A 20,175-nucleotide genomic window follows, 5' to 3' on the forward strand; every position below is an offset into this window, starting at 1 on the left:
TAGATAATTTTTGGAAAGATAATGCAAACGAATCAAATCCACAACATGATGCTTGCTACTCGTGGCGCTAATCCGAGAAAATATTAGTTTCAGGACGATGAACAAAAAAATAAGGGTGAAACAGCAGGATCAGCGTGATTGTGGGGCAGCTTGTATAGCTTCTGTGGCTGCTCACTATGGCTTGCATGTGCCTATCGCTAAAATACGACAACATTGCCATACCGATACGCAAGGCACCAATATTTTGGGTTTGGTGAAGGGATTGGATGCTATGGGATTCCACGCCAAGGGGGTCAAAGGCGATTTGGAAGCATTGAAACACGTGCCGCTACCCGCAATCGCACATATTGTGCTGCCCGAACAGCGCCGGCATTACGTGGTTATCCATAAAGTGGATAAAAATTTTATTTATGTGATGGATCCTTCCGTAGGAATGTCGGTTACACATAAACTTGAGGATTTCCAGTCGCTCTGGACCGGGGTGTTGGTGTTGATGGAACCACATGCCCATTTCGAGCAGGGCAACTTGAAAACCAGCAGCTATCAACGTTTTTGGCAACTGATCAAGCCACATCGCTCTGTGGCCGTACTCGCCATGGTGGGAGCGGTTCTTTACACGCTCTTGGGGCTGTCTACCGCGATATACGTACAACAGATTACCGATGCTGTGCTCTCGGACGGTGATATAGGACTTTTGCATCGTTTGTCCATAGCCATGATTTTGCTCCTTTTTATGCAACAAGGGATCGGTCTTTTGAAAAACACGTTGGTACTGCGAACTGGCCAACGGATTGACCGCTACCTGATCTTAGGGTACTACAAACATCTATTGCGCCTTCCGCAGCGCTTTTTTGATACCATGAAAGTCGGTGAGATCATATCTCGCGTCAACGATGCCGTGAAGATCCGTACCTTTATCAATGATGCCGCGGTTCAGCTGGTTATCAATGTCCTGATTGTATTTTTTTCCCTTTCCCTGATGGCCATCTATTATTGGAAGCTTGCTTTGATTGTGGGTGTCGCTATTCCTTTTTATGCGCTGGTCTATGGGTTGAGTAACAGATCGAACAAACGTGTGGAAAGAAAATTGATGGAGGACGCCGCCCATCTTGATGCCCACATTGTGGAATCACTGCATGCTATGCGAACCATTAAACAGTTTGCGGTCGAGCAGTCTTCGCACGAGCGGACAGAGCATCGCTTTTCCATTTTATGGGCAGGTATTCGTAAATCTGTCATGAATAGCCTGTTTTCCGGTAGTGCGACGGAGTTCCTATCCCGTATTTTTACCATCATCCTTCTTTGGGTAGGAGCAACATACGTCTTACAGGATCGTATGACTACAGGCGAGTTGCTGTCATTCTATGCGCTAATCGGCTATTTCACGTTGCCGGTATCCCAGCTGGTCGGGATGAACAAAACGTTACAGCATGCCCTCATTGCGTCGGACCGTCTTTTTGACATTATGGACCTTGAACGGGAAGAACAATCCAGTAAGTTCGAACTTAAGCCTGAAGATATATCGGATATACGTTTCCAAAATGTAACGTTCCGATATGGCAGCCGTGTACAGGTGCTGAATGGGCTAACGTGTACTTTCGAAAAAGGGAAAACAACGGCTATCGTGGGTGCCAGCGGGTCTGGGAAAAGTACCATGGCTGCCCTGCTGCAACAGCTCTATCCTGTGGAAGAAGGGAAAATAAAGATCGGCGATTACGATATCCGTTATATCCGGCAAGACAGCCTGCGAAGCTTGATAGCAACGGTGCCGCAGGAAATTCACTTGCTTTCGGGCAATGTTATTGAAAATATAGCCTTAGGCGACGATTACCCGGACATCAAACGAGTAATTGCTGTCGCAAATGAACTCGGGATTTCTGGTTTTGTGGAAAAATGGCCAGATGGTTTGCATACCTATCTCGGCGAAAACGGAGTGCTGCTTTCGGCTGGACAAAAGCAGCGGATAGGTATTGCACGAGCCTTATATCGACAGCCAGAGATCCTGGTTCTAGATGAAGCGACATCGGCTTTGGATACGGCATCGGAGGAGATTGTGCAGTCAGCATTGCGGCAATGGCAGACGCTAGGGAAAACGGTGATCGTTATTGCTCATCGCTTAAGTACAGTTGTCCATGCAGATAAACTCATGGTGTTGCACGAGGGACAGCTAGCCGAGGAGGGAACCCACCTCGAACTGCTAACGCGGGACAATGGACTGTATACACAGATGTGGAACCGACAGTTTGCTTTTGTTTAGAGACTGCGTCATGCATTTCTCCGAAACGGTGCAATAACAGTTTTTTTGATCATATAGGCGATCAATAGCAGTATGCTTTTGTGCTTAACCTTCGCGTTTCGTGTGAAGACGCGATAAAATTGCCAGCTACGAGAACGATATGCGCTGAATATTTGGGCACGCAGCGCTTGCCATATGTCGAAGTTAACACTTCTTTTCTACGCGTATTATCTTTAAATTCAAATTAAAGTGCAATAAAACTTGTGTTTTTGTTCATTTAGTGGTAATTTCACGGTGTTATTTATCGCTTTTCATTTATGTTTCCCGAGCATATGCAAAAAGAGGAAAGGTCGACGAAGGTCTGATCTTTCCTTTTATATAGGCGTAGGTTCGTCCATCGTGGCGCAAACAAAAAAAAATATTAAATTTTGTTGTTTAGTAATCTGGTGATTGCTCAAAAGCCCTGCTACCCGGCAGGGCTGCTGGGCCACTGGTGCATCCTGTCATAACAGCCCACGCCCCATGAGATTGGACTACCCTATACAGGACAATTCATGTCGACAGCGTCTATACTTTCCAGATAAGCCAAGTATGCTGGCACACTTTGCGCTACCCGTTCCGCGGTCGCATTGTATTCCAGTCCGTAAAATGCAAAAAAGGGTTGATATGCTGCTTTGACATAGGCAAACGACAGTTCGAAAGGACGCAATAATTCTTGGATGGTGTATTTGTATTTTTCGTTTTCTTGGTATTCGTGCTCGTCTACACCAACGGACATAGCCAGTCCAATCCGTTTTCCGGACATCTTGTAACCGCTTTTGCTACCATAAGCCCATCCATGTGTCAATACCTCATCCATCCATTTTTTCAGAAATCCCGGGCAGCTAAACCAATAAAACGGGAATTGAAAGATGATTTTGTCATATTGCTCTATTAATCTTTGTTCGGCGAATACGTCTATTTCTCCAGTCGGGTATACGCGGTGAAGCTGGTGTATCACATATTTTTCCGGGAATTTTTCCAGCTCTTCCACCCAGCGTTTGTTCACTACGGACGAGGTAATGTCGGGGTGGGTTACAATTATCAACGTTTTCATGATTGTCATATTTAATATTATATACCACAAAAGTAAGGTCTGTGATAGGGAAATACTATATTAGCAACCTAATGTTAGCTACTATAAAAAATGTAAGCGATGTCCAAGATTAAAAGAACGTCGACAAATTTTGCCAATAAAACCGCTTTATCGGATGAATGCCCTGAAGTGTATGCCGCCTATATTATTGGGGGACAGTGGTCGCTGGCGATCTGCTCTTGGCTACTGGAAGGAAAATTAAGATTCAGCGCGTTAAAAACTAGGCTTCCTAACATCACGGAAAGGATGCTGACCTTACAATTACGTAAGCTGGAGGAAAATGGTATTGTAAACCGAACGGTTTACGCGGAGGTTCCGCCACGTGTAGAGTATGAGCTGACAGCAATCGGGAAGGAACTGGCGCCGATTATCAAGCAGTTGGAGGCTTGGGGCGCGAAGCACCAAAAAATCGTATCAAAGGATAAGGCGAGTACCCAGCTTTAACGCAGAGCTTTAACGCAGCAAAATAAAAGAGCAAAGGCTGGTAGGCTTTTGCTCTTCGCAATTAGTGTATAAAGCGTAGTTGTAATAGCTTAAGATGCTTTGCTAAGTTTTTGTTCTTCTTCGGATTCTTCCAAAATGGCCATCAATAAAAGATAGTAGCCTTTCTCTAATCCTAGTTTTGCTGCTTGTATTTCTATAGTTTCCATTTGGTGTTGTATTAATGTTTTACCATCATGTTTGTTATGTGGATATTTTCAAAGCCTGTGCCAAATTTCCCTTGCAAAAACAATTTACGGTTTATTTCTTCGTGAACAGGTGTTTTAACAGGCTCTGGGGCAGAGGAAATCGTCGCACTGCCGTATAAACACGGAGGAGTACAGGCGTTAGCAACTGTTGGCTGCTATCGCGTTTTACCGTTCATCGAAAAAGTTCTTCCCTTTCGTGCTATTCCGGATTCATTTATATGTGCAAAAAGTTAAGGGGAATGTTACTGGTATATTATTTCAAATATTGTTATTAACGTATTGTAAATTAATGGTTTAATTTGATTTTTTTATAGTAATATGCTTTGCCAAGGCGCCACTTCTGTAGTAGTTTGACTGGAATTTTAGTGCAGCTTTTAAACAGCATTCGAGCCACCATTCGTAGAAAAAATATAATTTTATCTATCTCGCGATTTAATATCTAGTATTGATTAATTAATTTAGCATGACTGAATTTGAGATTTTGTTTTAGTTCTTGCAAATTATGATGTATTTGAAAAAGTTAACTAGCCAATTTTGTGTGGAGAATAAAGTGCTATACTTTCCGTTTTACGTACAGTTCATTATCAGCTTTATACTCGCCTATTCGTTTTATTGCATTGCTTCTAGCCACTTGTTAGACCAAATGGAGGATACAATGGACGACGTCGCCTTTATGTTTATTTTTTTATTGATTATCCTTTTTTCAGGCACGCTGCAGAAGCTGACCGTTTGTCTCGATAGGGGACGTCCTTGGCTTTTATGTTTACCAAATAGATTTTTCCTACAGTTGCTATTTGGCATTGCTATTCCTGCGCTTTTAGCGACAGCGTGTATGGTCTTTTTCTTTTCGTTGGTCACGGATGAGTGGTCGAGCACATTTTCCTACATTTCCGCGTTATATCCCGCGCTTTTTATAGTAGGCTGCATCGTCAATGTAGTTTACTTCGTCTGGTTTTTTGTCAAATTCTCTTTTTTTGCTGCCAGGCAGTATGGTGAGAAACATCATAAGCTAGCACTGCTGTGCGATCAACTACGAAAAATACGTGAAGAGCAACAAGCTTCCTGCTGGGACGAGGTAGAAGTGCGCTATGGTTTTCGTCGTCAACTGTTAGGCGTTAAAGATATCGGGGTTTTTGAAGCCTCTGCTGGGGGGCGGTCCTGCGTGCTACGGCAAGGAGGCAAGCGTTACGACTTCGACTACAGCTTGGATGCTCTAGCGGCACGACTGGATCCGAGAGCCTTCTACAAGGTAAACCGGCGCTACATAATAAATAGGGCAGTAATATGTGGTTACCGAGATACCCCCAACGGGCGCGTTATCGTTACGTTGAGCGAGGACTTGCAGGACGTCAGAGAGATAGCGGTGAGCAGGGGCATTGCAAAGGCATTTAAAAGCTGGTATAGGAAGTGTAGCTGCTAATGCCAACAGCTTAAAGAGTGAAAGTTATACCTCCAATTATAACTGTTCGTGGTAAAGAAAAGGGGATGCAAGGCGTGTCATTCCAATCTGTGTACTGTGCTCGAGTTCACGGCATCGTCTTGCTCCCTTTTCTTCCACGTTGAAGGATCAGCGTGAGAAGGAGTCTCGCTTTTGTTCTCGTTTTACTACGTCAAATTATTTCGTTTTGATGTAATTAAACTTATGCACGTAACCCAATAAAAAATATTGACGCAGCGTAATTTGGTTGCTGTAGTAGGTGCTGTTACCATTGTTTCCCCAATAATTTGACACATTTTGATTCAGTATGTCGAAACCCGAAAGCTTGATTTGACTTTGGTTTTTCAGGGTGTAGTAAAACGAAGTGTTCAAGATATTAAAGTTTTGCCGCTGATTAATTCCGCTGGCACGGTTTTCCAGGGCATAGCTTGCTTCAAGCGAAAAATGTCTGATGGGATTGACGTTCAATCCCAGTTTAAAAACATGGGTTTGATAGCCTACTTCCGTAAAATCAGGATGATCTTGCACCGTATTGAAGTTCTTATTGTATCCGAATGCATAAGATGGGGATATACTGACAAGCGATTTCCAAGCGAGTGTCATTTCTTGCTGGATCTGCGTATTCCAGAGCGTGATCATATTGTCTATATCGTTTATCGAATTGTAATGTTGATAGCGGTAGGCTGTCGTTTGGTTGGCAGTATACAGTTGCCAGACCGGTGTCTGCAGCAGTTGATAGCGGAGGCTCATCCCCGCTTGACCCGATGCTGTCTTCCCGGCTTGATACTGTTGTGTGGTGTATTGACCGGTCTGCGCATTGCGCCATGTGTGCACGCCGATGCTTTTATCTTGTATGTTGATACCGGTATGTAGGCCAAATTGAATTTTGTTGTTGTATTTGTTGTACGTTAACCTGTAATCCTGAATGCTGATATTGTCAAATTCTGTTGACGGTAATTGAACATTTAGCGGATTCAAATTATATTCATTGACGCGGATCGCATGCGTTTGTGGAGATTGCACGTCTTTTGCCCACGTAAAATTCAAATTTTTGTAACGAAGCGTCAGGTTTGGAAGCCAATATGCTGTCGTGGTCAAGGTGCTTGGTGCCTGTCCAAAGAAGTCAAAGTGGTTGGACTTAAGCAGATAGGAATTTCCGAGATTAACAGAAACGTGGGGAATTGGTTTTATAAATAAGCGCATACCGGTAATGTAGTCTTGGTAGTTGTATCGGTAGCTGTTTTCCAATGTCGGTTCCCGTTCGGATCCGCTCGCGTTGCGGTCGACAAATATTTCTTGAATGGGATTGCTGTTGTTGTGCCGAAAAGAGATAAAGTACTCAAAATTCAGCTTTTTTATCGACTTGTTCGCGTAATTGGCGATGATATAAACATTGCTGTTTCGTCGCCGGTTGTTGGTATTGCTCCAAATCCTGTTGTTTGGCGATTCGGTTTGGAAAAGGCTGACGTTCTGCTCGTTGACAAGTTGTGTCTTGTCCTGGCCATAGTCTACCGTATTGCGTAAGGACAGCACGTGCACTTTGGCGAATTGTCTTTCCCAATAGAGGTTGTGGGCGTAGGAGAAATTACGTCCATCTTGATCGGAGCGGCTACTATCGCTCGTCAGCCTTTTTGTTTCGGTGCGCATCTCATTATTGGATTGATCATTTTCCCGACGATTTACGCGCGTCCATGTTGGTTGATATTCGATGTAGCTATTGCTATCTATTCGATGCCTGAAAAGGACACGCAGCGAATTGTTTAGCGAGCGTTGTTGCTGCTCATTGATGTAATCAAAAAATTGCGTTTCCCCGTCATATCGAGAATTGGTGTAGCCATCGCTAGACGTACGATTGTTTTTGTGGGCGGTCATAAACATGACGTTGAGTTTTGTGTTTTTTCCCCAATTATTGTTGAGGTTAAACCCGATACCTTTGTCGTCGCCTATACCCCAGTAGTTTCGTCCACCAAGCTGGTCGAATCCATAATTCTCTGCGCGTGCCATGCCACCGTGTTCGCTCAGTTCGCTATAATCAAAACTTTGGCGATTGATGTTATTTCCAAAACCTATTAGGCTAAGTTGCAAGGTGTCGCGAAATGTATTGAACAATGCTCCGCCTTCGTAACGGCCTCGGGTCCCACCACTTGCGTAGGCTTTTCCGAAATTCGCACGTAAGAAATCTTTTTTAAATTTTAGGTTGATGGTAACAGGTAGTTCCTCTTCGTTTGTTACAATATTTTTTGATTCGCCTCGGTCTCGATACACCTGGACCGTTTTTACTAATGCGGCATCTAGGTTGCGCGAGGCCACACGGAGATCCGATGCAAAAAAATCACTTCCGTTTACCTTTATCGACGACACTTCTTTCCCCTGGTAATAAATCGTGCCATCGAGGTTTACTTGAAGACCGGGCAGTTGTTTCAACAGCTCCTCCACATTTGCGTTGGGTCTTGTTTTAAAGAAATCGGCATTGTATTCCAACGTATCGCCGTGCATCCGGATAGGAGGGGCTGCTGTAATGATAATTTCGTCCATTATGTTGGTTTCCAAGGTGATGCTGTCTAGATCTTGGAGTTCTTTTTCCTGAAGCAGTAGCTGTATGCTTTTCGTAGCGCCATCCACGTGCGATATGGCAAGGGTAAGGTTGTGTTGAGCGGGTAAGCGCACGAGATGGAATTTCCCCGATTGATCTGTTAAGGTATAGGTCACAACAGAAGAATCAGCGTCGCGAATCACCGATACCGTAGCTTTTTCCAGTGGTTGTTTATTTTCGTTCAGCACAACGCCTTTGATGGATCCGTACTGTTGTGCAAACAGTACTATCCCATGTGCTAGAAAGAAAAGGAAAAACAGTAGCGTCTTTTTCATAGATTAAATCATGGTTTGTAGTATTTACCAAAACTACTAAAACCCATTGTTTACTGGTGTTAAGGAAGTGTTAATGTCATGCTTTCATTACCCAATTGATGAAATCTGTCATTTGTCGTTCGATAAGCGATACAGCGGACCGCAGTTGGACAAATTACTGGTTTTCGTGGATTGTGGTCAAGGAGGTTTACGTGTAGCTTTGATAAAAACATAAGCGATGTGTAGAAAGATCAAAAAAAGCAACCCGTATGTCGTGCAGTGGATATATGCATGCCGCCGCTACGCTTCATTTCTTGTTTGCTGCAGCCTATTGCTCATGGGGGCGGGTTGTTCGAAAGACGACTCTTCCGGCAATGGATTCACAAACGGATATCCCAATTCCCTTTCTGGGACGATTTATTATGATTGGGCGACTGAAGGCATTTTAAAGATGAGCCTTCCGGATGGTACCGGGGGAGCATTTATACCCGACAACAGTAAGCTCAATAACTTCGATATTTCACGTGACGGCCGTATGAAACTATCCGTGATTAATGCCAGTACGCTTGGTCAATATGACGTGCGCTTTACAACCGGCAACATGGCAGACGGCAGTATCATCGATGAATTTATTTATAATAGTCCTGCCGGGAATAACTTTTGCAAAGGCTATCTATCTCCGGATAACAGTCTGATCGTTGTGACATCCAACGATAAAGAGGATGGGATCACTATTTTAAAACGAAATGGTGAGTTTGTCGGACGCTTGCATGATATCAATGGAGAAGCGTTCGAATTCAATCAAACGGTATTATGGCTACCCCAAAACGTATTGTTGCTCAAACATAAGAATTATATTATACGGTTGGACCCACCTTATCAGTCGGGGACGCTCGTGAAGGAGATGGATTATGACGACTGGGGTGATTTGCAGGTAAACCAACAGGGAACAAAACTAGCGGTACGTATCGGCAACCACCTCTATACCATGAAGGCTGATGGAACGGAGCTGAAGCAGCTAACGACAAGCAACTTTAAAGAAGCCGAGCCGGTGTTCTCGCCGGATGGAAATTTTCTGCTTATTGGTACAGAATACCGTCAAACGGGACCTTTTGGATACATGTGGTCTTTAAAAATAGTCCCCAGCGCAGGAGGTCCCTACCAAGTAGATCCGATTGAAGCTAATTCGCCGGAAGTTATACCCGTTATTTGGAAAGGAAAAGATAGGATGGAGACGGCGGGCGGACAGATGCTTTGGCGGTAAAACAAAAATATATGAAAAATTGGATGTATAAGTTGAGCTTCCTATGGATTGGTCTATTTCTTGTTAGCTGCGCGAAAACAGATGATGATACGGCAGTATCGGATAGTTTTGTGCACAACTATGGAGGAAAGCCCTTTGTAGGAAGTGCAAAAGGACAGCGTACGGTAAACGGTCAGGTTGATTATGAATGGAATGGAGAGGGTAGAGTGGTGTTGATGGACGTAACGGCAGACTCGGTTTCCATCTTGTTTATGGCTGATTTCGACGCAGAAGGTGAAATCAACTTCAAGGTGAGAGGGGCTTACAACGCGACGGATTTCTTGGCGGACGGAGATGCTCCAACGCAGGTGTTTTCTGTAGCACGAGAGCGGATAAATGGGCAAGTTGTAAATAGTGCCCAATCGATAGTTTTTAGCGGGAACCTACAGCGGGAAAAAGCAGCTGTCCATATGCGGGTGGAATTTTTGGAGGGAACATCTGTTTTTCCGGTAAATTCGGTGCTTGACCTTTGGTTTGATACCGAACGCAATATTTCGGAGGGCAGCGACACCGAGGGCTGTGCATTACGTTTGGTACCCATCTGGAGCCCTACGGGTGTTACAATGGGCATGGTTCCGGATTGCTAATAACAGGAATTATGCGTATTTTCCGCAAAAAACTGTGAAATACGTTGATTGTTATGTGCCGATATTTTAGTTTGATTTTGTTGTATGTATGTTGCTCGGCAAACGATCTACTTGCGCAGCCATCCAATCGGGTGCAGCAGCATGGGGACAGCCTGTATCGAGCAGCTCTACGGCATCGAGCGATAGACAAGAAAGCAGAGGCGTTGCTTGAACTCAGTTTTTTCTGGGGAGATTACGACACAGTGAAGGCTTTGAGATACGTAGACGATGCAAAGAAGGTACTGGGCGTGCGCGCTCAAGAGCCGTTTTACCGTGGACTCTTTGCGTTTTATCGTGCTGCCGTACATTTTGAGCTGAACAGTGCGCTGGCCAAAACATTGTATATGGATGCGGAGGGTCATTTGCGTCCGCTGGGGGATAACCCACAAGCGCTGCGTTACCGGGCCCGGTTGTGGGGAAGTTATGGTGCGCTGCTGCAGCGCGACGGAGATGCTGCAGGTTATGCAGCGGTGCTTTTGGAAAAAGTGATTCCTATAGCCAAGGCAATCCAAGATTCTGTACTTTGGGGTAACAATCTGCAAAACATGGCGATGACCATGATGAATTTGCAGCATTATGAAAAAGCCGACAGCTACTATGAAGAAGCATTGCTCCTTTTGCGTGGTAAAGCAAATAGTGGAGAACAAAAGTTGACACTATACGTGAACGCAGCCAAAAACAGTATGTTTCAGCAGGATATGGAGGCTGCCCGGAAGCTGTTGGATAGCGCAGAAAGGGTCGTTAAACAGGTTCCGTTGTCTAGCTATTTACCACTGTATTATACTGTCGAGGCTAACTTTTGGGAGCGGAACGGGCAACTGGAAAAAGCGCTACACTATTTAGACCGCGGGCTAGAACTGGCGAACGAAATGCAAAGTGATGACCTCGTGCCCACGATCCTTTATGGAAAATATGAGATCTACCAACGCGCCAATCGATTGGAGGAAGCAAAAAGAACACTTTTGGCCGTGCTTCCTTATGTGGAGCGGAAAGCTTTGCTTCGAAACAAACAAACATTATACTATAATGTAGCCCATCTTTATGGGCAGATGGGCAAATATAAGGAAGCGACAAGTTGGTTCGAAAAGTTCAAACTTATTTCGGACACGGTATTCGCACATGCTGGCGAGCAGAAGATACTGGCGCTGGAGCAAAAATTCCATGCCAAGGAGCGCGAAAACGAGCTGTTGTTGGCGAGATCCAAAAATCAGGCACAAGAGCTGTCGCTTCGAAAGACACAAGGATGGCTGCTTGTCGCCGGACTGGCGGTATTGGTGCTTTCCATGGTGTTTTTTCTGTGGTACAGCGCACTCCGTAATCGGAGACGATGGATTTTGCAAAAAAAGCTTTTGCTAGAGCAGGAACTGAAAAACGTACAACAGCGGGAGAAGATCAACGTTTTTAATGCCATGGTGCAAGGTCAGGAAAAAGAACGTAGCCGTATTGCCCGCGATTTGCATGATGGCTTGGGCGGCATGCTGGCCAGTGTCAAGCATAAGCTATCTGCCGTAGCTGAGGGGCAGCACAGATCAAACTTAAACGAAACGGATATGGAGCTCTATAACATCATAAAGCAGTTGGATCAATCGGTGGACGAACTTCGTCGCGTAGCTCGGAATATGATGCCGGAGTCGTTACTTTACATGGGGCTTGAAGCTGCTTTGCGAGATCTTTGTGCCGCCATGGAACATCGCGGACTTCGGGTAGAATTTCAGGCTCGGGGCTTGCGGGACGATTATGGACAGGCATTCCTGATTTCAGTTTACCGCATTGTGCAGGAGCTCTTGACCAACGCTGTCAAGCATAGCGGTGCACAAAAGATCTGGGTGCAGTGTTTTGAAAACGATGGACATGTTTACCTTTCGGTGGAGGATGATGGTAAGGGTTTTTCTTTTGTTGAGGCCAAGCGCTCTTCTATTGGAATAGGTCTTTCCAATATTCAAAACAGAGTCGAACTACTTAACGGAAAGATGGAGGTCGATTCTGCACCTGACAAAGGAGCATCGTTTCACATTGATTTCGATTTAAATGAATAAACAGATATCGGTTATTATCGTTGATGACCACCCATTGGTGCTACGAGGTTTTGAATTTATCCTCCGTCCTAGCAAAGAGATCGGCTTGTTGGGTTGTTTTTCCACAGCGGTGGATGCACTTGATTTTTTGAAGGATAACCCGGTCGACGTGGTGCTGATGGATATTAACTTGCCCGATATCAATGGGATCGATGCGACGCTGGAATTGAAAAAGAACTGGCCATCTACACATGTTGTGGCTATCAGCAATCTGAATGAAGCTAGTGTGGCAAAACGAATGCTGCAATGCGGTGCATCGGGTTACCTGCTGAAGAATGTTTCGTCGCACGAGTTGATGGAATCCATCGTCCAGGTTTGCCAGGGTGAACTAGTTGTCAGTGAGGAGATGCGCCAGGCATTAGCAGAAAAGCAAATGGATATACCCTTTGTGACACCACGTGAGCAGGAGGTGCTCCATCTGCTGGCGGAAGGCAAAACAACGCCTGAAATAGCTTCGTTGTTATTCATTAGCAAGCTGACGGTGGAAACACATCGCCGCAATCTGCTCCATAAATTTAATGTAGCTAATTCAGCTTCATTAATCCGGCGGGCCGTAGAGCTGAAATTTATTTAGCCATCCGTAACCCTACGGCGCTCTATCAGCAGGTAGCGCCTGCATTTTCTGGTTACTTGGTTTCTCGCCTTTTGGAAAGCGCAAATGGATGGTCGTGCCCGCATAGGGTATGCTCTCGATACGGATATTTCCGCCGTTAATTTCCATCAAGTTATGCACAAGAATCAACCCCAAGCCTGTACCTCGTTCCCCAGATGTGCCGTAGCTTGGATATAGAGGATGGCGAAACAGCTCTTCGACCTTTGCTTCCGACATGCCAAGGCCGTGATCGGTAACCGCGAAGTGCACCATGCCATCCGCAGCAGCCACGCGTACGTCCACCATTCCGTTCTCGTAACTGAACTTGATCGCATTACTTAATATATTACGTAGAATAATGCGGACATGTTCGGGATCAGCTAGGATGTATAGGTCCAAATCGCCGTACGTATCGAGCCGAATGTTCTTTTCCAAGCTGTGCGTTTGCATACCCAGCAACACCTGATCCAGCAGTGAACCGACCTGAAAGTGCAACGGTCGGCCTATAAGGCCTTTTAGATTTTTTGCGCTCCAATGGAGCAGATTTTCCACATTCTCCGTCAGCATTAGAAGTTGTGCATTAGCCTGATGGATAGCTTTTTTTTCCCAAGCCTCATCTGTTCCGTTTTGGGACAGCATTTGTAAAATTTGGGACGTTGCGGCCAAGGGCGAACGGATATCGTGCGCTACGATAGCGAATAGCTGTTCTTTGTCGCGATTTAATTCTTCCAAATGAAGCTGCTGTTTTTCTATTTCTTCTTGGTAACGTTGCTGAATTGATTTAAAATGCCTAACCAATATGAAAATAAATAGGATGGCAATAGGGACATTAATAAGAAGACGATCTTCACCAATGGCATAAGAATAGGGAAGATACGCGCTGAAAAACTTGGGAATCAGTATTGCCGCGATCAAGCTGACACTAATTACAGCCTGTACCCATACCCGGTGAAAAACAAGAATGCTTACAATCAGCACGCAAAGTAGGTAATACTCGGCGATATTGTAGGATAGAAAGTTGATTGTGATCAGGAATATCGATGTTATGATCAAGAGGTAGGCTTTTGCCTCTGCGTAGCGTCGAACGTGGTGGAGTCGAAAGACAACGAGCGTACCCAATGAATAAATGAGGTCTACCATGCTTAAGATCGGATGTTCATTGCTGATCAGGTTTCCAAAACCATAGCATAAGGAGCCTACAAAGGCAGAGGCCGTTATCAGGTTGACCATCTTCAGGCGCCGGCTGTCCAAATAGGACATATCCGTTCTGACGCCGATGGATCCAATCTTCTGCCACATTGTCTGAAGCGGTATCCTACCACCTTTTGATCTACACATACATCATGCTATGTTGATAGTGCATTTATAGTTGACGCTCTTGATAGCATCCTTTCTAGATTTTTGGATTATGTCTTTTGTTAAAAACATCGAGCATTATACAAATATAATGTTTTTGAAGAATAAGTACCCCTTTGTTTACAGATGTGCAAATCGATGTATCCTAGATGATGACGCGCGCCTGGACTATCATGCAATACATGTTTGGCTACGAATGTTATAGCTTTCAGATCATGTAAATATCGTGCTATTCGCGTAGGGTTTGGACTTGATTTCGGTTTTTGACATCGAGCTTAACGTATAAATTTCCAATGTGGTATTTTGTTGTGCTGACGGTTATGAACAGCTTATCGGCAATTTCTTTATTGGTTAGGCCATCCCAAATGCACAGCAATACTTCTAGCTCACGGTCCGTAAGATCGAATTGTAACTTAAGCCGTTCGGCTACGGATATGCGCTGTTCGGTATTTGTCTCCACAGATGCTCCCTGCGTTGGTATGGATCGTTCTGTCGGATCTTCCGCTGTTCCGATCTGTTCAATGGCGAGTAGGTATTTATCCAGTTCCCGCCTGTTTTTTTCGTTATCATCCTGCAGTGCCCGCACCTTATAAATGATGGCGAAACTTACGCTTATGATTTCCAGCGCGCTAACCAATCTAAATGTCCCTAAATCAAAAAGATAGTAGGTGCTGGAATCAATGTGGGTGTAAAGGACATATAGTATCGCAGTCAACACAACCAAGCCGAAAGCCAAAACAAGGAAGCGCGCGTAGACGTCTTTTTTAAATTTTCCTATCGCCAATGCAATACATGATCCTGTTAGTAGAAAACACAGACTGTATACTGCTGCATAAAAAACAATAAAATCGGTTAGGGTGTAAAGAAGCGCCGAAAGCAACAAAAGCGCGGCTCCATACATATACCAAGATCGATAGCGACGAAAAAAAGCATGTAAATCCAAAAAATACTTTGTAAACAGGATCGCGATCAGCGCGGTGACGGAATTGTTCCACACCATGAGGTAGTCAAACGTCCAGGCGCCTTTTGAAAAGTAGTAAAACATGCCATCTTCGTAAAAAAAGGAAATGAATGTTGTGAGCAAGAGTAGGCAGTAGGTGATAAAACGTCGATCTTTAAAAATAAGGTAAAAAACAAGATTGAAGACCACTGACATTATTGCCAAGCCATAGTACAAGCCTATACGGAAGAGCCGCATAGACTCCAAGCTGCTGAATTGTAACCTGTCTTCCAGCTGCACCTGTGCAATTTTGAGGGCATGGCCTTCAAACCGAAGGTAGTAAACCGAATCGTTCGTCTGTAAATGGAACTGCGGAAATCTGCTTCGGAAATGATGGCCTTCCCTGTCTTTCACAGTTGTTTGTTTTCGTAACATGCCATGATGCGGTAGGAACAGATCGTATTGATGTAAGCGTGCAGATGGTATCTGTAGAATGATCGGCCTCCCTCGCAATGAGGAAGGAATATTTCCTTTTATCCAGGTCTCGTTGGCGTCGGCATTGCCCGTAGGATAATTGACAATGATTTTGTCGATGTCGATTTTTCTCCTTAAGCTGTCATTTGGTGATCCCGAGACAAGATAGGGAGATACGGTTAATAGGAAAGATAAGAGGCTTAGCAATAGGATTAATGGATCAGCAAAATATGTAGGTCGCATGGTGTCTTAAATAAAATGAATACAGCTAGGTCGTAGATGATGGCCAAAAATAGGAATAATTTGGAATAACTACCACCTTTGTTTTAGGACGTGGCCTTTTTTAGGCAAATGCGCCAGAAACATAAAAAACGGAAGCTTTTGGGGAGGGCCTGGGCTAAAAATTTGCGAATACTATACTTTGGTATAGGTGCGTTTTTGTTGCACCAGCGTAGATTTGTGCAGTTAGTAAGGGTTTTGCCAAACCAAACCAAAACAGAAGAAAATACACGTACCCTCCTTTCACTTGAAAACAGATTTACACTACCCTATGAAAATCATTTTTAGATCTGCTGCTGCCGCTCGGCAGCAGCGTCTAGAACGTAATAGGTTGTATGATGGGCTACATGGTCTATTCGGGAAAATGCTTTTTTGTGAACAGCCTTTTTTACATGATTTTTAATAAAAATTTGCAAATGTGAAAAGTAATCCCGAAATTGGAAATTCATAATTCAGGCCGCTATGAGCATGGCGGCAAGTTATAATTGGTTTTGAAAGGTTTTCATTCGCCCGGATGGAAACCTTTCTCTATTTGTGGGTCTTCCGAACGCATACAATTCATATCATAAGCTGGAAGCCCCCCTAATTGCTGATCTGTTAGTCAGCGCAGAGTTCCTACAGCATGCAACCGGTTTTGAAAAGCTAATCTTCACTCCAACTATTTTAATTTGTTGATTTTCGATAAGAATTTGTTAAAGACTGTTAATTTGTAACATACTTGATACGATTAGTAAACTATTTCCTTAGCTGATGCGTTTAGTAAGAAAAGAGTAAATAATTGTATTGTTTAATTAAAGTAATAAAAGTATGAAAAAGTTAATTTTGACAGGTTTAAGTTTGTTATTTGCATTAACCCTTACATTCGCCCAAGAGGGCACGCCTGAAGACAAAGCGAAAGCTAAAGTAGAAAAGATTACGGAAAAGGTGACGCTTACGCCCGAACAACAGACCGTCGTCTACGACATTGTATTGGAACACACCAAAACTAAGTGGGCATTGAAAGCGGATACAACTATCGCCGAGGATGTAGCTAAACAGCAAATGGAAGCGCTATCAGCTAGTGCTGACGCGAAGATTATGGAAACTTTGACCGAAGAGCAGAAGCCTTTGTACAGTAAATACGTACAAGAGCGTAATGCGAAAAAAGACTAAGGGCTTTCATAATTTGCAAGTTGAAGAAGTCAAAGAAAAAGCATCATGGTAGCCATGATGCTTTTTCTTTGAAAATATTACTAAAAGTTGTTTTTTCTAATTTTGTTTGTATCTTAGTGTATTAATTAAATAGTATACTAATATGATAGCTATCCAAAATCTAAATTTCAGTTATAATAAGGGCCGACCCTTGTTTAAAGAAATGGACCTCCAGCTAGGGCAGGGCCATATTTACGGACTATTGGGAAAAAATGGCGCAGGAAAATCAACCTTGTTGAAAAATATTGCGGGTCTGGTATATCCGGATAGTGGATCCATCCAAGTATTGGGACACAATCCGAGGCACAGAGAACCAAGTCTGTTGAGCGAAATCAGTTTTATTCCTGAGGAGTTTTATCTACCCCAAGTGAGGTCAGATAAATTTGTACGAGCGAATGCCCCTTTTTACCCAAATTTCGACAGCGGTTATTTTAGGGAGCTACTAGGTGAATTTGAAATTCCGCTTAATCAACGAGTGGCCGACATGAGCTATGGACAGAAAAAGAAATATTTAATATCCTTTGGCTTAGCCACGAATACCAAGCTAATTATCATGGATGAGCCAACCAACGGCTTGGATATTCCGTCTAAGGTGCAATTTCGTAAAATAATGGCTTCAGCCATAACCGACGAACGATGTGTGTTGATTTCTACGCATCAGGTACGTGATTTAGATAACCTGATTGATGCTGTTATCATTTTGGATGAGCATCGAGTGGCGGTCAACGCATCGGTATCCAGCATTACGGAAAATCTCTGTTTTAAAAAGGTGAAGGAGCTATCTCCAGAAATTATCTATGCGGAACCTGCAATAGGCGGATACAACGCCATACAACATAACAGTTTGGGCGAAGATTCTAAACTCGATCTTGAGTTGCTGTTTAACGCGGTGTCACAGAAACAGGAAACCATTACCAACCTTTTACACACTCCTCATTATGTCTAATACATTCCATATCAACCGACTTTTTTTACTGATCGCTCGGCAGTGGATCAGCGTTGGCAAGATCTACTTAATGGCAATTGGCATCGTAGCTGGTGTCATCGCGTGTTTCTACGGTTATGCACTTTACGAATTTAACGCTGCTACAGCGGGTTCGTATTACATACCGCAAGGTCTGCTCGATTTTCGTGTTCTGCTTTTTATTTTTTTAGGTATGTTTTTCATAACCATTATCTCGGGAACCTACTTTTCTGATTATGGACAAAAACCGAAAGCCATTTTTGAGACGCTCATCCCGGCATCGCGCCTTGAGAAGTTTTTAACGGCGATTTTCTATACCGTAGTTGCCTGCTTAATTTCCTACATCGCCGTGTTTCTACTGCTCGATTTTGCGTTTGTAAGTTACTTGCGCACCCGAACGGCGGCCCTTTCGGCGATGGCTGCTGATGATGTCGGATATGTCGATCGCAGCTTAGCCTATTTCATCAATTTGAATATACCCAAGAATGCTAAATATTTTTACTTCTTGCCGTTTCTGTTCAATGCCATCTTTCTTTTAGGTTCTATTGCTTTTAAAAGTTTTCAATATATCAAAACGGCTATATCTTTAATCGTCTACATTGCCATATGGAGTTTTCTTACGGTTTACATCATGAAGACATTGACCGAGGGATCGGTATCGGTTCAGCAGCATAACTTTTGGGAAGAGGAGCATCGTATTTTCCAAGTATTTCTGTCCGCAGGGATCACGTTGGCTATCTTGCTTTGGGGAATAGCTTTTCTCCGTTTAAAAGAGAAGGAGGTTTAAGATGGATTTTAACGCGAATAAGGCCATATATTTACAAATTGCGGAACATGTTTGCGAGCACATCATGCTGGGTACCTGGAAAGACGAGGAGAAAATCCCATCGGTGCGCGATCTGGCTGTGCAGTTGGAAGTTAATCCAAATACGGTCATGCGTACCTATGATTTGCTGCAGCAGAAAGCAATTATTGCAAACAAACGAGGGATCGGTTTCTTTCTTACACCTGATGCCATAAAACAAGTAAAAGCCTACCGAAAATCGGTATTTCTAGCGGATGAGCTTCCGCAGATGTTTCGGAATGTCTACTTATTGGAAATCGATTTGGAGGAGTTGCAAAAGCGATATCAAACTTTTATTGAGGAAAATTTTAACCAAAACTGATGATGAAAACAAGTTCAAAATTATTAATCATACTAGGAATAGCCCTGTTTTTGGTGCCTATTTCCATCATGTCGTTCACGGTGCTGCGAAATCGGGTGGACATCTTCGATTACCAACGGGATATGGACGAAGAATCTTCGTCGCTTGAGGTGGAAGATGTGTATCTGCGTTCCACAAAAGTTGATGCATTTGAGAAAATTCGTTTTGAAGGAAATGACCAAATGGGCCCGATAGAATTGATTGTCGTTAAAAGCGACCAACACGGCGTAAAATTGGACAAAAATATATCGGAAGCCCTAAAATTTGACGTGGATAAAAATGGCGTCCTAACGGTTAGCGATGGTGGCGGCCAGCACGTCTATTTCAGTAAGCTATATGTATTTTCACCGAGGATTACAGCTTTGGACCTACAGGATGTGGACTTGCAGATCAAGATTCAAGCGGACAGCTTGGCAGTAAAAGGTTATAGACTTCGCGGGTTCTCGATACAGCCCGGTTCTAAGGTCGATCACCTAGCGCTAACTGCCAAAGATTCTTACCTAGGTATTGATGAACATAATCGTGAAGGTAGAGGTGAGTACGAGGTGGGTAGTCTTGTTTTGGATGTCGATAATTCGAACGTCAGTTTGGACAGACAGGGTTGGAGACGCTTGACGATAAAGGCGAAAGATGCGAAAGTTAGGGTGCGCAATAGTGATAAAGGCCGAGCACTCGATGACTTAATTTTGGCTACGCAAGGAACAAACGACATTAAATTGGATAGTTTGCAGGCCAAGCGGTTTTCAGGAAGCTTGTCGGATCAAACGGTAACCGACTTGCCGGTCGAGAAGTTGCGAAGTTTAATCATGACCCGATAAATAGCGC

At 43.8% G+C, this 20,175-nt stretch carries 16 protein-coding genes; 12 read left to right on the forward strand and 4 right to left on the reverse strand.

The window, feature by feature from the left end; all coding sequences use genetic code 11:
- Window positions 1-97 precede the first annotated feature (97 nt).
- Complete coding sequence (locus IE165_RS01855; RefSeq protein ID WP_189624886.1) at window positions 98-2,257, forward strand: peptidase domain-containing ABC transporter; 2,160 nt, start codon at window positions 98-100, stop codon at window positions 2,255-2,257.
- Window positions 2,258-2,774: 517 nt separating this feature from the next.
- Here IE165_RS01855 and IE165_RS01860 read toward each other — a convergent pair.
- Window positions 2,775-3,332, reverse strand: coding sequence for an NAD(P)H-dependent oxidoreductase (locus tag IE165_RS01860; RefSeq protein WP_189624887.1), 558 nt, complete (start codon window positions 3,330-3,332; stop codon window positions 2,775-2,777).
- Window positions 3,333-3,431: 99 nt separating this feature from the next.
- Between IE165_RS01860 and IE165_RS01865 the strand changes: the two genes are divergently transcribed.
- Both IE165_RS01865 and IE165_RS01870 read left to right on the forward strand, forming a co-directional pair.
- Window positions 3,432-3,815, forward strand: coding sequence for a winged helix-turn-helix transcriptional regulator (locus IE165_RS01865; protein ID WP_189624888.1), 384 nt, complete (start codon window positions 3,432-3,434; stop codon window positions 3,813-3,815).
- 756 nt (window positions 3,816-4,571) lie between these two features.
- On the forward strand, window positions 4,572-5,480 hold the full coding sequence (locus IE165_RS01870) for a LytTR family DNA-binding domain-containing protein (protein WP_189624889.1): 909 nt from the start codon (window positions 4,572-4,574) through the stop codon (window positions 5,478-5,480).
- 195 nt (window positions 5,481-5,675) lie between these two features.
- Here IE165_RS01870 and IE165_RS01875 read toward each other — a convergent pair whose 3' ends face one another.
- Window positions 5,676-8,366: a carboxypeptidase-like regulatory domain-containing protein gene (locus tag IE165_RS01875; protein ID WP_189624890.1), complete on the reverse strand. Its 2,691-nt coding sequence runs from the start codon at window positions 8,364-8,366 to the stop codon at window positions 5,676-5,678.
- Between the two features lie 217 nt (window positions 8,367-8,583).
- Here IE165_RS01875 and IE165_RS01880 point away from each other — a divergent pair, with 217 nt between their 5' ends.
- Genes IE165_RS01880 through IE165_RS01895 form a run of 4 tightly spaced genes read left to right on the forward strand, consistent with a single transcriptional unit; the run spans window position 8,584 to window position 12,923 of the window.
- Window positions 8,584-9,609: a TolB family protein gene (locus IE165_RS01880; RefSeq protein ID WP_189624891.1), complete on the forward strand. Its 1,026-nt coding sequence runs from the start codon at window positions 8,584-8,586 to the stop codon at window positions 9,607-9,609.
- An 11-nt stretch (window positions 9,610-9,620) separates the two neighbouring features.
- Window positions 9,621-10,235 (forward strand): hypothetical protein, encoded by a 615-nt coding sequence (locus IE165_RS01885; protein ID WP_189624892.1) that lies wholly within the window; start codon window positions 9,621-9,623, stop codon window positions 10,233-10,235.
- Between the two features lie 53 nt (window positions 10,236-10,288).
- Complete coding sequence (locus IE165_RS01890) at window positions 10,289-12,310, forward strand: tetratricopeptide repeat-containing sensor histidine kinase (RefSeq protein WP_189624893.1); 2,022 nt, start codon at window positions 10,289-10,291, stop codon at window positions 12,308-12,310.
- Complete coding sequence (locus tag IE165_RS01895) at window positions 12,303-12,923, forward strand: response regulator (RefSeq protein WP_189624894.1); 621 nt, start codon at window positions 12,303-12,305, stop codon at window positions 12,921-12,923. The genes IE165_RS01890 and IE165_RS01895 overlap by 8 nt, the downstream gene beginning before the upstream one ends.
- Window positions 12,924-12,935: 12 nt before the next feature.
- Here IE165_RS01895 and IE165_RS01900 read toward each other — a convergent pair whose 3' ends face one another.
- Window positions 12,936-14,279 carry a sensor histidine kinase gene (locus IE165_RS01900; RefSeq protein ID WP_189624895.1) on the reverse strand — a complete coding sequence of 448 codons (1,344 nt, stop codon included), beginning with the start codon at window positions 14,277-14,279 and terminating at the stop codon, window positions 12,936-12,938.
- Between the two features lie 247 nt (window positions 14,280-14,526).
- The gene (locus IE165_RS01905; protein ID WP_189624896.1) at window positions 14,527-15,954 is read right to left on the reverse strand and encodes a 7TM diverse intracellular signaling domain-containing protein; all 1,428 of its coding nucleotides are present in this window, start codon (window positions 15,952-15,954) and stop codon (window positions 14,527-14,529) included.
- Window positions 15,955-16,797: 843 nt separating this feature from the next.
- Here IE165_RS01905 and IE165_RS01910 point away from each other — a divergent pair.
- From IE165_RS01910 to IE165_RS01930, 5 genes are all read left to right on the forward strand, one after another.
- Window positions 16,798-17,142, forward strand: coding sequence for a hypothetical protein (locus tag IE165_RS01910; protein ID WP_189624897.1), 345 nt, complete (start codon window positions 16,798-16,800; stop codon window positions 17,140-17,142).
- 202 nt (window positions 17,143-17,344) lie between these two features.
- Window positions 17,345-18,127, forward strand: a complete 783-nt coding sequence (locus IE165_RS01915) for an ABC transporter ATP-binding protein (protein ID WP_229826283.1) — start codon at window positions 17,345-17,347, stop codon at window positions 18,125-18,127.
- Window positions 18,120-18,932, forward strand: coding sequence for a hypothetical protein (locus IE165_RS01920; protein ID WP_189624899.1), 813 nt, complete (start codon window positions 18,120-18,122; stop codon window positions 18,930-18,932). The genes IE165_RS01915 and IE165_RS01920 overlap by 8 nt, the downstream gene beginning before the upstream one ends.
- Window position 18,933: 1 nt before the next feature.
- The gene (locus IE165_RS01925; protein WP_189624900.1) at window positions 18,934-19,311 is read left to right on the forward strand and encodes a GntR family transcriptional regulator; all 378 of its coding nucleotides are present in this window, start codon (window positions 18,934-18,936) and stop codon (window positions 19,309-19,311) included.
- The gene (locus IE165_RS01930; protein ID WP_189624901.1) at window positions 19,311-20,168 is read left to right on the forward strand and encodes a hypothetical protein; all 858 of its coding nucleotides are present in this window, start codon (window positions 19,311-19,313) and stop codon (window positions 20,166-20,168) included. Before IE165_RS01925 ends, IE165_RS01930 begins: the two co-directional genes overlap by 1 nt.
- Window positions 20,169-20,175: the final 7 nt, after the last annotated feature.

Origin of the sequence: Sphingobacterium griseoflavum, from assembly GCF_014653155.1 — a bacterium.
Lineage (GTDB): Bacteria > Bacteroidota > Bacteroidia > Sphingobacteriales > Sphingobacteriaceae > Sphingobacterium > Sphingobacterium griseoflavum.

Bases quoted from the DNA above. Each gene is read 5' to 3' on its own strand.
- IE165_RS01855 (WP_189624886.1), top strand. From the start codon at position 98: ATGAACAAAAAAATAAGGGTGAAACAGCAGGATCAGCGTGATTGTGGG.
- IE165_RS01860 (WP_189624887.1), bottom strand. From the start codon at position 3,332: ATGAAAACGTTGATAATTGTAACCCACCCCGACATTACCTCGTCCGTA.
- IE165_RS01865 (WP_189624888.1), top strand. From the start codon at position 3,432: ATGTCCAAGATTAAAAGAACGTCGACAAATTTTGCCAATAAAACCGCT.
- IE165_RS01875 (WP_189624890.1), bottom strand. From the start codon at position 8,366: ATGAAAAAGACGCTACTGTTTTTCCTTTTCTTTCTAGCACATGGGATA.
- IE165_RS01880 (WP_189624891.1), top strand. From the start codon at position 8,584: ATGTGTAGAAAGATCAAAAAAAGCAACCCGTATGTCGTGCAGTGGATA.
- IE165_RS01885 (WP_189624892.1), top strand. From the start codon at position 9,621: ATGAAAAATTGGATGTATAAGTTGAGCTTCCTATGGATTGGTCTATTT.
- IE165_RS01890 (WP_189624893.1), top strand. From the start codon at position 10,289: ATGTGCCGATATTTTAGTTTGATTTTGTTGTATGTATGTTGCTCGGCA.
- IE165_RS01895 (WP_189624894.1), top strand. From the start codon at position 12,303: ATGAATAAACAGATATCGGTTATTATCGTTGATGACCACCCATTGGTG.
- IE165_RS01900 (WP_189624895.1), bottom strand. From the start codon at position 14,279: ATGTGTAGATCAAAAGGTGGTAGGATACCGCTTCAGACAATGTGGCAG.
- IE165_RS01905 (WP_189624896.1), bottom strand. From the start codon at position 15,954: ATGCGACCTACATATTTTGCTGATCCATTAATCCTATTGCTAAGCCTC.
- IE165_RS01910 (WP_189624897.1), top strand. From the start codon at position 16,798: ATGAAAAAGTTAATTTTGACAGGTTTAAGTTTGTTATTTGCATTAACC.
- IE165_RS01915 (WP_229826283.1), top strand. From the start codon at position 17,345: ATGGACCTCCAGCTAGGGCAGGGCCATATTTACGGACTATTGGGAAAA.
- IE165_RS01920 (WP_189624899.1), top strand. From the start codon at position 18,120: ATGTCTAATACATTCCATATCAACCGACTTTTTTTACTGATCGCTCGG.
- IE165_RS01925 (WP_189624900.1), top strand. From the start codon at position 18,934: ATGGATTTTAACGCGAATAAGGCCATATATTTACAAATTGCGGAACAT.
- IE165_RS01930 (WP_189624901.1), top strand. From the start codon at position 19,311: ATGATGAAAACAAGTTCAAAATTATTAATCATACTAGGAATAGCCCTG.